The sequence below is a fragment of the Cohnella sp. SGD-V74 genome (assembly GCF_003001675.1).
Taxonomy (GTDB): domain Bacteria; phylum Bacillota; class Bacilli; order Paenibacillales; family Paenibacillaceae; genus Cohnella.
Window position 1 is genome coordinate 79,751 of sequence record NZ_PVYW01000013.1, and the last position, 12,809, is coordinate 92,559.

Annotated in this window: 12 protein-coding genes; 1 reads left to right on the top strand and 11 read right to left on the bottom strand. The window is 59.9% G+C overall.

Annotated elements, in window-relative coordinates; genetic code table 11:
- Positions 1-154 precede the first annotated feature (154 nt).
- The 4 genes from B0G52_RS19790 to B0G52_RS19805 form a co-directional block, all read right to left on the bottom strand.
- A complete protein-coding gene (locus B0G52_RS19790) occupies positions 155-1,939 on the bottom strand; it encodes a DEAD/DEAH box helicase (RefSeq protein ID WP_369827094.1) in 1,785 nt (594 codons plus the stop codon).
- Positions 1,940-2,158: 219 nt separating this feature from the next.
- Positions 2,159-2,842 carry a hypothetical protein gene (locus B0G52_RS19795; RefSeq protein WP_094047114.1) on the bottom strand — a complete coding sequence of 228 codons (684 nt, stop codon included), beginning with the start codon at positions 2,840-2,842 and terminating at the stop codon, positions 2,159-2,161.
- A 443-nt stretch (positions 2,843-3,285) separates the two neighbouring features.
- The gene (locus B0G52_RS19800) at positions 3,286-3,729 is read right to left on the bottom strand and encodes a hypothetical protein (protein WP_094047115.1); all 444 of its coding nucleotides are present in this window, start codon (positions 3,727-3,729) and stop codon (positions 3,286-3,288) included.
- A gap of 20 nt (positions 3,730-3,749) precedes the next feature.
- Positions 3,750-5,051, bottom strand: coding sequence for an SPFH domain-containing protein (locus B0G52_RS19805; RefSeq protein WP_094047116.1), 1,302 nt, complete (start codon positions 5,049-5,051; stop codon positions 3,750-3,752).
- 297 nt (positions 5,052-5,348) lie between these two features.
- On the opposite strand from B0G52_RS19805, the gene B0G52_RS19810 reads away from it, so the two are divergent.
- Positions 5,349-5,504: a DUF1540 domain-containing protein gene (locus tag B0G52_RS19810; RefSeq protein WP_094047117.1), complete on the top strand. Its 156-nt coding sequence runs from the start codon at positions 5,349-5,351 to the stop codon at positions 5,502-5,504.
- A 325-nt stretch (positions 5,505-5,829) separates the two neighbouring features.
- Here the strand turns inward: B0G52_RS19810 and B0G52_RS19815 are convergent, their stop codons facing one another.
- Genes B0G52_RS19815 through B0G52_RS19845 form a run of 7 tightly spaced genes read right to left on the bottom strand, consistent with a single transcriptional unit; the run spans position 5,830 to position 12,748 of the window.
- A complete protein-coding gene (locus B0G52_RS19815; protein WP_094047118.1) occupies positions 5,830-7,344 on the bottom strand; it encodes a gluconokinase in 1,515 nt (504 codons plus the stop codon).
- A 42-nt stretch (positions 7,345-7,386) separates the two neighbouring features.
- The gene (locus tag B0G52_RS19820) at positions 7,387-7,629 is read right to left on the bottom strand and encodes a hypothetical protein (RefSeq protein WP_094047119.1); all 243 of its coding nucleotides are present in this window, start codon (positions 7,627-7,629) and stop codon (positions 7,387-7,389) included.
- A gap of 10 nt (positions 7,630-7,639) precedes the next feature.
- Entirely contained in the window at positions 7,640-8,857 is a 1,218-nt protein-coding gene (locus B0G52_RS19825) for a Ger(x)C family spore germination protein (protein WP_094047120.1), read from the bottom strand.
- Positions 8,854-9,966: a GerAB/ArcD/ProY family transporter gene (locus B0G52_RS19830; protein ID WP_094047121.1), complete on the bottom strand. Its 1,113-nt coding sequence runs from the start codon at positions 9,964-9,966 to the stop codon at positions 8,854-8,856. Before B0G52_RS19830 ends, B0G52_RS19825 begins: the two co-directional genes overlap by 4 nt.
- A 10-nt stretch (positions 9,967-9,976) precedes the next feature.
- Positions 9,977-11,608: a spore germination protein gene (locus B0G52_RS19835; protein ID WP_094047122.1), complete on the bottom strand. Its 1,632-nt coding sequence runs from the start codon at positions 11,606-11,608 to the stop codon at positions 9,977-9,979.
- 40 nt (positions 11,609-11,648) lie between these two features.
- A complete protein-coding gene (locus B0G52_RS19840) occupies positions 11,649-12,314 on the bottom strand; it encodes a GerAB/ArcD/ProY family transporter (RefSeq protein ID WP_233162869.1) in 666 nt (221 codons plus the stop codon).
- Positions 12,311-12,748 carry a GerAB/ArcD/ProY family transporter gene (locus B0G52_RS19845; protein WP_158223796.1) on the bottom strand — a complete coding sequence of 146 codons (438 nt, stop codon included), beginning with the start codon at positions 12,746-12,748 and terminating at the stop codon, positions 12,311-12,313. Before B0G52_RS19845 ends, B0G52_RS19840 begins: the two co-directional genes overlap by 4 nt.
- Positions 12,749-12,809 lie beyond the last annotated feature (61 nt).

Below are 12,809 nucleotides of genomic sequence, written 5' to 3' on the forward strand. Positions count from 1 at the left end.
GGGCCGCTTTTATACTTGCTTAATACTGAAAAGGTCCCCGCTTCTTTACGAAGCAGAGACCTTCTTCTAGATGTGCGAACGACAGACGCTTGCGGATGATCGCCGCCGTCCTGCGACGCCAAGCGCCGCGCGGCCGTTTATCCCTCTCCGCCGCCTATCTTCCCCGCCGCGGACCGCGGCCGCTGCGCCCATCAGCCGGTCCGCTCTTCGGACGGCTCCCGCTTGCACCGAATTTACCGCCACCGCCGGACCTCGGGCCCGCCTTCAGACCTGACTTCGCGCCTGCCTTCGGACCCGCCGACCTGCCGCTCGCGAACCCCCCGCTTCTGGACTCGCTTGAACGTCCGCCTCCACTTCTCGGCTCGACGTTGCGACCGCCACCGCTCCTTGCCTCGGTTGCACGTCCGCTAACGCTCCTCGACTCGGCTGCACGTCCGCTAACGCTCCTCGACTCAACCGCACGTCCGCCGCCGCTCCTCGACTCGGCCGAACGCCCGCCGCGGGCCGATTGAGCGGAGCCGCGCCCCGAAGCGCCGCCGCCCCGCTCGAACCGCTGCTCGCCCCGGGAGCCGCCGCCCGCGCCAGAGCCAAATCCAAACCCAGAGCCCGCGCTAGCGCCGGAGCCCGAACGGCCTCCTCTTCCCGCTTCAGGCGCACCGCGGCCGCGGCGTCCTTGCCCTTGCCCCTGCTCCTGCCGCCCGCGAGCCGAACCGCCCGCGCCAGAGCCGCCGCGCGCGCTTCCGCCGCGAGGCCGGCGCTCGTCGCCCGGGCGCCCGTAGCCGCCGCCGGTGCGCGGGCCTTGCAGCCCTCCGCCGGATAGCGGCGCGCCTTCCGGGCTTCTGCGTTCCATCGCCATCTGGATGCCGTTCTCGATGTCCGCGAACTCCCGGCGATCCTTCGGCGCGATCAGCGTAATCGCCAGCCCTTTCTCCCCCGCGCGGCCCGTCCGGCCGATCCGGTGGATGTAGCTCTCCACGTCGAGCGGAACGTCGTAGTTGAACACGTGGGTGACGCCCTCGACGTCCAGCCCGCGCGCCGCGACATCCGTTGCGACCAGCAGCTGCAGCCTGGCGTCGCGGAACCTCTTCATGACCTGCTCCCGCTTCGCCTGAGACAGATCCCCGTGCAGCTCGTCCGACGCATAGCCCATCTCCTGCAGCGCCACGTTCAGCGTATTCGCCCGGCGCTTCGTCCGGCAGAAAATGATGCTCAAATACGGCTGAGTCTCCTCCAGCAGCTTCACGAGCGTCTCCTGCTTGTTGCGGTCCGACGTCTCCACGACCCATTGGCGAATATCCTTTACCGTCACGCGCTCGGCCTTCACAGTCACATGCTGCGGATTGCGCAGAATGCGTCCGGCCATCTCGCGAATCGCCGGCGGCATCGTCGCCGAGAACAGCATCGTCTGCTTCTTATACGGCGTCTGACGCAAAATATCCTCGACTTCCTTCAGGAAGCCCATATGCAGCATCTGGTCGGCTTCGTCCAGCACGAGCATTTTCACGGCTTCCAGCGAGATTGTCTCGCGGCGCAAGTGGTCGAGCAGCCGTCCCGGCGTCGCCACGATTAGATGCATATCGCCCTTGAGCTTATGCAGCTGCGCCTCCACGTCCTGCCCCCCGTATACGGCCAGCACCTGGATGCCGTCCTCCGGCTTCAGCAGCTTCTTGATCTCCCCGGTAATCTGAATCGCAAGCTCGCGGGTAGGCGTCAGAATAAGCCCCTGCACCTGCGGCACGTCCGTTCTGATCTTGTCCAGCATCGGCAGCACGAACGCCAGCGTCTTGCCGGTACCCGTCTGCGCCTGGCTGATCACGTCATGCCCGGCCTTGACGATCGGAATCGTCTCCTCCTGCACCGGCGTCGGCTTCGCGATGCCCATTGCCCTCAATATATCCACGCGTCCCTCGGACACGCCCAATCCTGTAAAATCCGTCACCCGATCCACTCCATCCTCTTAGTCCCTCGATCCGCCGCAAGCCTGACCTCATCCGTTCCGATTCGAACCCGGGCTAACCGTTTCTCGACATTCCTTTCTATCCTACCACATCGGGCTGCCGCACATGTACCTTCTTGCGCATTCTCATCCGCGGCAAACAACGACAAAGAGCTGCTCCGCAAGCAACTCGCCTTGCTTCGGAAGCAGCTCCTGTCTACATCATCGGCCCGACGCGCTCAGCGCGTTGCCGCAAAATTCACATTCCGCCTGGACGCCGGGCACAATCTGCGAGCTCGCTCCGCAGCCGAAGCAGGTGACGGCCACCGGCGGCCTGCCCGCGGGACGCTCCGTCGCCGCGGCCGCTTCCGCGTCCGGCGATCCGGACGACCTGCGGCCGTCCATCGCGATCTGGCCGGTCGCCGGGTTTAATCTGGCCCCGGGAAGCCGGCCGGTAGCGATCATGTAGCTGATATCCTGCTTGACGTTCGATTCGCTTTCGCCCGTCAGCTGCGCAAGGGCGCTTACCGTATGCACACCCTCCGACGTGGTCAACTGGTAGTACCTTCCGTACAGATTTTGCATTTTATTTTTGCGGCTGTTCGCCAGCAGATAGAAAATAAGCGCGGGAGCCCCCAGAATGACCCCGAACACGATCGCCATCAGTACGAAATCCCCGGCTCCGAAATCGGATTCGCTGGCCATGACGGCCAGAAGAATCGCAAGAATCACGCCGTAGAATGTCATAAAAGCATGTCCGACGATCTTATAATCCTTGACGCGCAGGTGATTCACCTTGGCATGCGCCGCAAAACGGATCAGAATAAACAGAATCGCCAGCGGGAAGAAAATAATCGTGGATACGATGATTAACGAACCGTGAATTTTCGGACTATCGATTTTCATCCGTCGGTTGCCTCTCTTTATCTTTGTACTAGTAGAACGTTCCAGAAGTAAAATACGATTTCGCTCGAAGCCGACGCAGTAGATTGACGGTCGGGACATTGGCCACGGTACTGTTCTAACCCGATACTGCCGGCCTGTAGCCTCGTTTTACCACAGTTTGCCACTGTAACCCGACTGAGCAAGCTTACAGCCCCAATTTACCACCATTTGCTGCTGTAACCCGACTGAGCAAGCTTACAGCACCCATTTACCACCATTTGCCGCTGTAACCCGGCTGAGCAAGCTTACAGCACCGATTTACCACCGTTTGCCGCTGTAACCCGACAAAGCAAGCTTATAGCCCCAATTTACCACCATTTGCCGCTGCAACCCGACTCAATCGGCTTAGATTCTTCAACCTCTTGGTTACGTTACTTCGGGATTACCCTGCTAGTGCCTGATCGTCATGAGCCCTTCTCTTGCAGAGCCGCGTTTTTCATGTACATCGCCAGAAGCCCGAGCACGATAGCCGCCGCGCCCAGGAGAATAAACTGCACGAGAGCGTAATGGAACGTCGACACGTCCAGCGCCCAGGAGAAAACCATCGCGAACACGAACGCCCCGATCCAATAGAGCCCCGCGACACTGCCCATCGCGATATACACCGGGATCAGCCCGCGGGAACGGGGACGGTTGTCCAAGTAATGAAGCGTGATTCCGTACAGAAACGTCTCTCCCAGCATCAGGGACGGAAGCGTAATCCAAATATGGGACGTCCGGGCGTACGGCAGACCGAGCAGCAGCACCAGTGCCGCGGTAACAAGCAGCGCGAACGCATAGACGAACGTGGCGATGCGGGCGAATCCTTTGCCGGAGCTTTCTTCCTTTTGCAAGCCGATGTTATCCATCCCTTTAAGATCAGCCTCCTCTAATCGATCAGCTTATTGCCGCATTCGAGACAGAACTTCTGTCCCGGCTTCACCTCATGCTGGCAGTTGCCGCATTTCAGCGACATGCCGGTGCCGCAATTCGGGCAGAACTTGGCTGCCGGATCGACTTCCTCGCCGCACTGGCGGCAAGGATTGCCTTTCAGCGAATGACCGCATTTCACGCACCGGCTCGCATCCTGCGGATTGTCCGTACCGCATTTCTCGCAGGCATTGTTCGGATCTCCGCAGTGCAGGCAGAAATTCGCGCTCGCGGGAAAATTGCGGCCGCAATTGCTGCACTGCACTTCCGGCGCCCCTGTCGGAGCAGCCGCGTAGTTGTGGCCGCAGGAGATGCAGAACTGGGCGTCTTGGCGGTTCATCGTCCGGCATTTGGGACACGCTTTGTTATAATCCCCGCCGACGTTCAGCTGACCGGCCAGGCCCGATACCTGATTGCCCATGGCGCCTCCGATGCCGAAGCCCATGCCCAGTCCCATTCCGGCCCCCATCACGTTCGCGCTGCCGCTGCCCTCGTTCCTGGCCGCTCCTTCCAGCGTGTCGAACGTGCGCTCCTGTTGATACGTATAGCCGAGAATGTCCATTTCCGCTCTCTTAGCCAACGCTTCCTTTAATCTGGCCGTTGCCGGATCGTCGTCCGGAATATTGATCGAATCGATGAAGAAATTCAAGATCCGGATGCCGAACTCGGCGAAGATCGGCCCGATGCGCTCTTCGATATGCTTAGAGATTTCCGACATATAGGCGCTGATCTCCAGAATGCTGATCTTCTTGAAGATCAGATAGGAAGAAATCAGCTCCTTGATATTCATCATCAGCACGCCCCGGAAGTGGCGGATCATCGCGTCCTTGTCGAACACCGGAAGCGTGCCGATCAGCTTCGTCAGGAACTTGCGGGCGTCTTCGATCTGCAAGCCGAATTGTCCGAAGGAACGCACCGTGACGATGATCTGGTACTTCGGATCCTGCAGCTGCAGCGGAGTCGTCGTCCCCCATTTGACGTCCAGCGAATGAATCTTGTTGACGTACCATACTTCCGCCGTGAACGGAGACCGTCCCCCGAACGGTAGATTAACAATCTCCTGCAAGAACGGAATGTTAGCCGTGCTCAGCGTATGGCGGCCCGCCCGGAACGCGTCCAGCGCCCTGCCGCCCTTGAACAGGATTGCCTCCTGCGTCTCGTTGACGATCAGCTGGGTCCACGTTCCCAGCTCCTGATTCGGATATCTCCACGCGAACACGTCCGCGGGTCCGTCGTATTTGACGACCTCGATAACTGCCATGCCTGCTTGCCTCCCCTGTGACTTTAACGGCGACCCGTCCGGCAGCGCCTCTCTAGTCCTCTCGTCCCGTCACAATTCTCCATTTTCCGACTATTGATCTATTCTACGTTCGGGAAAATTTTCCTTCGCAATGTTTGCCATCTTCTGAAAAGTTTTTCCTGCGGACCGACCTCGTCGCCAAGCCTCAATTGCACGCGAAAAAACCCGCACAACGTTCCGAAAAGGAAAGTTTGCGGGGGGTCCCCACGTATAAAGCCATTCGCTTGGACCATCCTATTGAGAGGAGGTGAGCGAGCCATGGCCAAAGACGTACTGTGCGAAGTGAATTCCTGCAAGTACTGGGGTCCGGGGAACGAGTGTCACGCTTCTTCGATCTACGTCGTGAACAACCGGAACAAACAAGCGTCCCATTCCGAAGAGACCGATTGCAAAACGTTCGAACCGAAAATGTAATTCGTGCGACCACACGGAGCATAACATAACGGTTCGGTCCGGAAGCATTTCGGGCCCAAGGGCTGTCCCCTACCGAGTCGTATCGAACGATTATCGGTTGCGGGGCAGCCCTTTCTCCATGACTCAGAAAATATAACATCCGCTATCCTTATCTGAATCGTCTCCGACAAAACGCATTCACCGTCTCAGGGACGCCGCGCCGAAGGCGTTTTTGTTTGGGCTCCTCAGTATTGTATCCAACAATGAGAATTATTATCACTATCCGACCGTTTTTTTCGACTTCCCCCGCGGAGCGCAGGGTGGCCGCCGCACTCCTATCGTCCGCCTAGCGAAGCTTGCGCTGAAACTGCGCCAATTCCGCGAACCGCTCCGGCAGAACGTCCCTCGTTCGCTCGTAAATCCCGAACAGCTCCCGATAGATGCCGTGCCGCCGGGAGTCCGGCTGCAGCCGCTGCGCGATCGGCGCCCATTCCTTGGCGCAGCTTAGATCCGTCAGCTCTCCCAGCCCCTGCATAGCCGTCATCGCCGCTCCGAACGCCGAAGCTTCGGTCACGCGGGGAACGCCGACCTCTTGTCCCAGCATATCGGCCAGCATCTGCAGCCATAGCGGCGACTTGGCGAAGCCCCCCGAAGCGCGAACCTCCGAGGCCGGACCGGCCAAATCCCGCAGCGCTTCCGCAACCGACAGCACCGCGAACAGAACGCCCTCCAGCCCGGCGCGGACGAAATGCTCGCCGCGATGACCCAGATTGGCGCCGATATAAGTGCCGCGCACCTCCGCGTTATAGATCGGAGCCCGCTCTCCCGACAGGAAGGGGAGGAACAGCAAGCCGTCCGCCCCCGGGCCGACCCGGGCCGCCTCTTCCAGCAGCTCCTCCGTCGTCTTGGTCCCGCCGAACAAGCCATTTTTCATCCATTGAAGCACGATAGCTCCGTTATTGGTCGCGCCTCCCACGACATATGAAGAATCCGCCACGCTGTAGCAGAACGTGCGCATTCTCTCGTCCGTCGCCGGCTTGTCCGTCATCATCCTCACTGCCGCGCTGGTGCCGATCGTAATCGCCAGATCCCCGGCTCCGACCGCTCCGACTCCCAGGTTGGCCAGCGCTCCGTCGCTGGAGCCGAGGAAGAACGGCGTCTCCGACCGCAGTCCCATCTCCGCCGCCAGCGTCCGATCCAGCCCCTCCAGCCGGTACGTGACCGGCCGCAGCTCGGACAGCCTGCCGGCGTCCAAGCCCGCCACGCTCAGTGCCTCGTCGTCCCAAGTCAGCGTATCGAGACGCAGCAATCCGGTCGCCGAAGCGAGCGAAGGATCGACGACCCACTCCCCGAACAGACGGTGAACGACGTACTCTTTAATAGATACGAACCTGCGGGCGTCCGCCCACACGTCCGGCCGATGCTCCCGCAGCCACATAAGCTTCGGAAGCGGCGACATCGGGTGGATCGGGGTCCCCGTCCGTCTATAAATCTCGAGCCCGCCCGGCCGCTCCTTGATCGATCGGACCTGCGGCTCGCTGCGCCCGTCCGCCCAGGTAATGCTTCTCGTGAGCGGCCGCCCGCTGTCGTCGACCGCGATCACCGAATGCATCGCCGAGCTGAAGCCGGCCGCGGAGACGTCCTCTCCGCTTAGTCCGCTCTGATCCAGCGCCCCCCGTACGCTCTGCGCAAGGGCGTTCACGATCGTCTCCGGCTCCTGCTCGGCCCAGCCCGCCTGCTCCTGCAGCAGCGGATACTCGACCGCGAAGCTGCCGAGCTGCTTCCCGCCTTCTCCGAACACTACGCTTTTCGTGCTTGTCGTCCCGATGTCGATGCCGATGATGGCTTTCCCGTTGTGCATCCGTTCCCGTTCTCCCCCATGCTTTGACTTTGACTCCGTTAGTTATACCATACCATCCAACAGGGCCAATATCCATTGCCCGATCGGAAAGAATAGCCAGCCGTTCAACTCCGCGACCGACCCGGTCGGCCAATGCAGCAAGCCGGCCATATTCATGTAGGCGCACCAGGCGATCAGCGCGATGTAGATTACCCGGTCGATCTTCCTGCCTTCGCGCCGGAGAGCCCGCAACCCCAGCGCCAGCAGCGCCGCGTACCCGACAGAGTACATGATCAGCTCTTCCATGCTCCCGCCCCTAATCCTTTTCCGTCAAAGTTCTGAACGACTGGTTGGTCAGCCCCATCCGCTTGATCGTGACCTGAACCGACGGCTCGATTTGAATCTTCGCCAGGGACGCAGGCCAATCTTTCTTCATCCGCTTCCATTCCTTCGGATACTTCTGATGGATGGCGTCCGCGAATCCGACGACGTCGATGTTCATTTTCCGGGCCGCCTGCCACGCGGTCTCGATCATCTCCTTGATCTCTCCCTCCAGTTGGTCCTCCAGTTGACGGGCGACCGAAGGCTCGTTCAGATCCCTCGTGCAATCCGTCTCGAGAAGCTGCCCCTCTCCCTCCACCTCGATTTTCATCGTGAAGCCGTCGCCGTCCTTCTTCGGCGTCAGCCGCGTCGAAGACTTAGCCAGCTTGAATGCCGAGTCGATCTTCGGCTTGTTCTTCTCGCAGGAGAAGGGAATCGTCGTCGTCTTGATCCGGTTGCGGATGAAGGCGACTCCGAGCGCTTCCTCTCGGCTCATCCACCCGGCCATCCGGTCTCCGTTAAGCACCGCCAATCGGCCCAGCCGCAGCTTGGAGGACAACGAGGTTTTGCTCAAAGCGTCCGCCGAGCTTACCTCCTCCTTGCCCGAGATCAGAATTTCGGGCACGATCGCGCTCTTGGACGGGCTGACGATCGACAGCGCCAGATCGTAGATTCTGATGTTCGGCAGCGCGGAGAACTCTTCGGATTCCTTGCGCAGAGTTTCCTCGATACCGTCGCCCGGAATGATCTGAATCTGCATCAGCTGCTCCAAAATTTTGCGCGCATTGCCCTTCGCGATGAGCACGCTCACCGTCTCCCGCGAGTCGGGATTGCGGAAATAAACGTCCAGCAGCGGAGACAGCCCCTGCCGGGCGGCAACATCGCTGATGACGACGACGCGGGTATGGGAGAAGAAGAGGTGACGGGGGCTCTCCAGCGTGCTGCGCCCGACCGCCTCGCGGATCGTCTTCCCTTGGGTCGAATAGACGATAATCGGCAGCTTCGACGCTCCGCCTCCCGTCACGCTCATCGCCTTCGAGATCGCGGACGGGATAACGACCTGATAGGAGACGCTCCACTTGCCGTCCTCCCAATCGATTGCCGTCGCCGAAGTGATCGCCAGCTCGTTCAGCTCCGTCCTGTCCCAGCATCCGGTCGCCCCGAAGCACGCCATCAACAGCAGCAACGAAGCGAACCGTTGTCCCGCCCTCACGGCGATTCCCCTGCCGAAGCCGCCGGGCGGCGCTTTATTTTCAATCCGAGCCACAGCAGAGCGGGCACGATCACGTTGCACGTAATCAAGAAGGCCGTCGATACGGATTTCTGATAATGAAGGAACGTCGCTTCATCCGACCAGGAAAACAGCGAGTGCAAGAAAATGAGCAGGCTGATCGTCCAGAGGAAAGGCTTTGCCGCTTTGATCCGGAGGGAATGTGTGAAGCAGTGGACCGTGCCGAACAGGAAAATACACAGCTTGACGTAGACCGTTGCGACCCAGACGCAGATGAAGATCAGATCCACCCGCTCCACGAAGCTCCCGTATTTGATGATTTCCGCCGCTCCGAACATGGGATACGCCATAATGCCCGGCAGCTCCGGACCGAATTGAAGCAGCACCACCAACACGATAATCAATAGCAGGAGGGTCGACAGAGAGATCCCCGCGATGGCAATAGCCGTAGAGCGGCGCGGCTTGTTCAGGTAAGGGGCAAGTATGAACAGGAGCGAAGCTTCCGACAGCCATCCTACGGACGGAAGCCCGCCCTCGACGAGGCGCGGAAGCGAAACGTCCCCGACGGGAAGCAGAAATTTCGGCTGCATCTGATTGAGCTCCAAGGCGATCCCCAGAGCGAGGAACACGATCATCCCGGCGCAGACGAGGATGCTGACCCGCGCGATGACCTCGATGCCTTCCGAAGCCGCGTAGACGGCAATCAGGAGCGGTACGGCCGACAGCACCGCCACAGGCGTTTTCTGCAGCAGCTGGTTGGACAGGAAATTAACGAGCTCCCGGATCGTAACCGAAGCGACGGACAGATAATATTGCGCCAGCAGCAGGCCCGCCAAGACGCTTACCGCCCGACCTAACCGGGAATCCAGCCAGGAGAAGAAGGAGACTCCCGGATTCATTCGCGAGAGCGAGCCGTAGAGCAGCGCGAAGCCGATGCCCAGCGGCCATGCCGCAAGCACCGACAGCCAGGCGTCCTGCCCGGACGCCCCGATAGATACAGTGGGAATGACGATGGCGGCCGTCGGCGTGATGGCCATCGAGATCAAAACCGCAGCCTGTATAGAGCCTATCTTCTCAGCATTGATCGGCATGGGGGATCTCCTATAATTTCGTTTTTCGACCCGGAGGCTTCGGCATCTGATCGTCGCCTTGACGGATAAGATTGCTTCCGTCCGCGATCGTCGGGGGACGCTTCTTCATGACCCAGTGAGGCATGCGAACGAACGTATCCTTCCAGTTGGTCCAGACGAAAGGCGTCAGCGGAGCCAGATAAGGGACGCCGAAGGAGCGCAGGCTCGCCAGATGAATGAGCAGCACCATCAAGCCGGACATGATTCCGAACAGTCCGAGCGTCCCGCCCAGAATCATCATGACGAACCGGATCAGCCGGGCCGCGATCGACATATTGATCGCCGGAATGACGAAGCTGGCGATCGCGGTGAACGACACGACGATGACGATCGCCGCGGAGATCAGTCCGGCTTGCACGGCGGATTGCCCGAGCACGAGAGCTCCGACGATTGAGATCGCGGGACCGATGACCTTGGGCATCCGCACCCCTGCTTCCCGCAGCACTTCGAACGTGATTTCCATCAGCAGGGCTTCGACGATCGCCGGGAACGGCACGCCTTCCCGCTGCGCCGCCAAGCTGATCAGCAGCGGAGTCGGCAGCATTTCCTGGTGGAACGTCGTAATCGCAATAAACATCGCGGGCAGCAGCATGGACACGAAAAACGCGACGTAGCGGATCAACCGCAGAAAGGTAGCGATATCGTACCGTTGATAGAAGTCCTCGCTCGATTGGAAAAAACGCACGAACGTCACCGGAGCGAGCAGCGCAAACGGAGTGCCGTCTACGATAATCGCGATCTGCCCTTCCAGAATGCCTGCGGCGGCCGCGTCGGGCCGCTCCGTATTCTCGATCGTCGGGAACGGCGTAATCGGCGCGTCCTGGATGAACTCTTCGACATACGCGCTCTCCAGAACGCTGTCGGTATCGATCCGGTCGATTCTCCGCCGCACCTCCTCAACGATCGAGGCTTTCGCGATGCCGTGAAGATACACCAACGCGATCTGCGTCTGCGTCAGCCTCCCCAGCGTTTTCCGCTCCACCCTTAATCGAGGCGATTTGATCCGCCTGCGGAGCAAGGACAGATTCGTCTTGATCGACTCCGTGAAGCTCTCCTTGGGACCGCGAATGACCGTCTGCGAGCCGGGCTCCTCCACCGCCCGCCTGTCGCCTCCCGAAGTGTCGGCGGCCAAGGCTGCCGCGCTCCCTTGCAGGAACACGATCGTATGCCCTTCCAGGATGCAGGCAAGCGCTTCTTCCGGCGAACGCATTTCGTGCACGCGGCCGACCGCAAGCGCGCGATCCCTGACCCTCCGGTACCATTCCTCGGGCGACTTCCCGGACTTACTCTCTCCGATCTCCGACATCAACGGGTGCAGAAGCATCTGGTTCACCGTACCGGAATCGACCAGATTATCGATATAAATGAAGGCTGCGACAATCGAGCTCGCCCCGTCGACGCCAATCTTGCGAATCGTGAGATCGTCGCTTCCGCCCAGCTCCGTCACGATCGTCCGCAGATTCTCGTCGATGTCCTCCGACAGGGCGTCTTCACTCTCCCGCGATGCGGCTTTGCCGCTGCGACCGTCTTGCTTGGCGGCCTTCCGCTGCTGCGAGTTCCCTTGGCCTCTCCTCCTCCGGAAGAGAGCGTTCCACAGCTTCATCGAAGTTCCTCCTCTGCGCGAAAGTCGTTCAAGAGGTTGTTCAAGACGGCGTCGTGCCGTTCTTCTCGAACCGCGATCGGATCATGACCGCCAACAAGAGCAAGACGGGAATCACGATCTGGAAGATGGGAAAATGGTACTTCAGATTTTTCTCGAAACCGAACCAGATATGCTGCATATAGCTTCTGAACGCCAGGGCCCCTGCGAACAACAGCACTCCGACGGGAAACAGCGCCCCGAACCGGCCGATGCGGAACAAGCGGGAGAAGAGCAGCGTCGTGCCCAAGTAATAAGACGTCATCTTCATGAACACTCCTCCGAACAGCAGCAACGCGACGATGGGATCGAGCCGCTGGATGAAATCCGCGGTCTGCACCAGACTCACGATCTGAATCAGAGGAACGACGCTGAATTCCGCCAACGGCCCGAGACTCCCCAGAATGAAGATCGTCGTGACGACAATGAACGTTCCCGAGAACAGGTACGAGAGCACCGTCGTTCTCGTCGTCCCGCCTCTTCGGTCCGCGTATTTCCAGAAGAGCAGGAACAGCACCATCTCCCCGAACGGAAAGGAGATCAACTCCGGAAACGCGGATTCGATCGGCTTCTTCAACCCGTCGTCCAGCACGGGCATGAGACGGTGAGCATCGAACAGCGCCGTCCCCCACAGGGCGACGAAGAGAGCGACATAGATGAACACGATCATCGGCAGCAAAATCTGAGCACTCTCGAAAACACCTCTATGCCTTGAAACACCGCATAGGCGGCTACGACCAAGAGGGTCAGTAAAATGAACCATAACGGAGTGGACGGGAGCAGATAGAGAATCATCAGATCCCCGAACTCCCGGACGTTCCGGACCGCCTTGTATCCGAAATAGACGATATAGACCGCCGTCAGAAGACTCCCCGCGACCTTCCCGAACGTTCGCTCGATCATATCGAACAGATCTTCCTCCGGCATCCGGCGGTAGAGCTGCAGCGTCACCAGAAGCAGAAGCAGCAGCCCCCCGATCATGCCGATCAGGACGGAGATCCAGGCATCCGCGCCAGCCTCGCTCGCTAGCAGGAACAACGGCGAGCTGCCGATCTGGAACAAGACGATCATGGCGGCCAATTGGGATTGGCTGATTCTTTCCATCGGCAACCTCGGAAGGGACAATTTTACCTTACTATTTCCAGCCGCATGGAAAACCATTCCT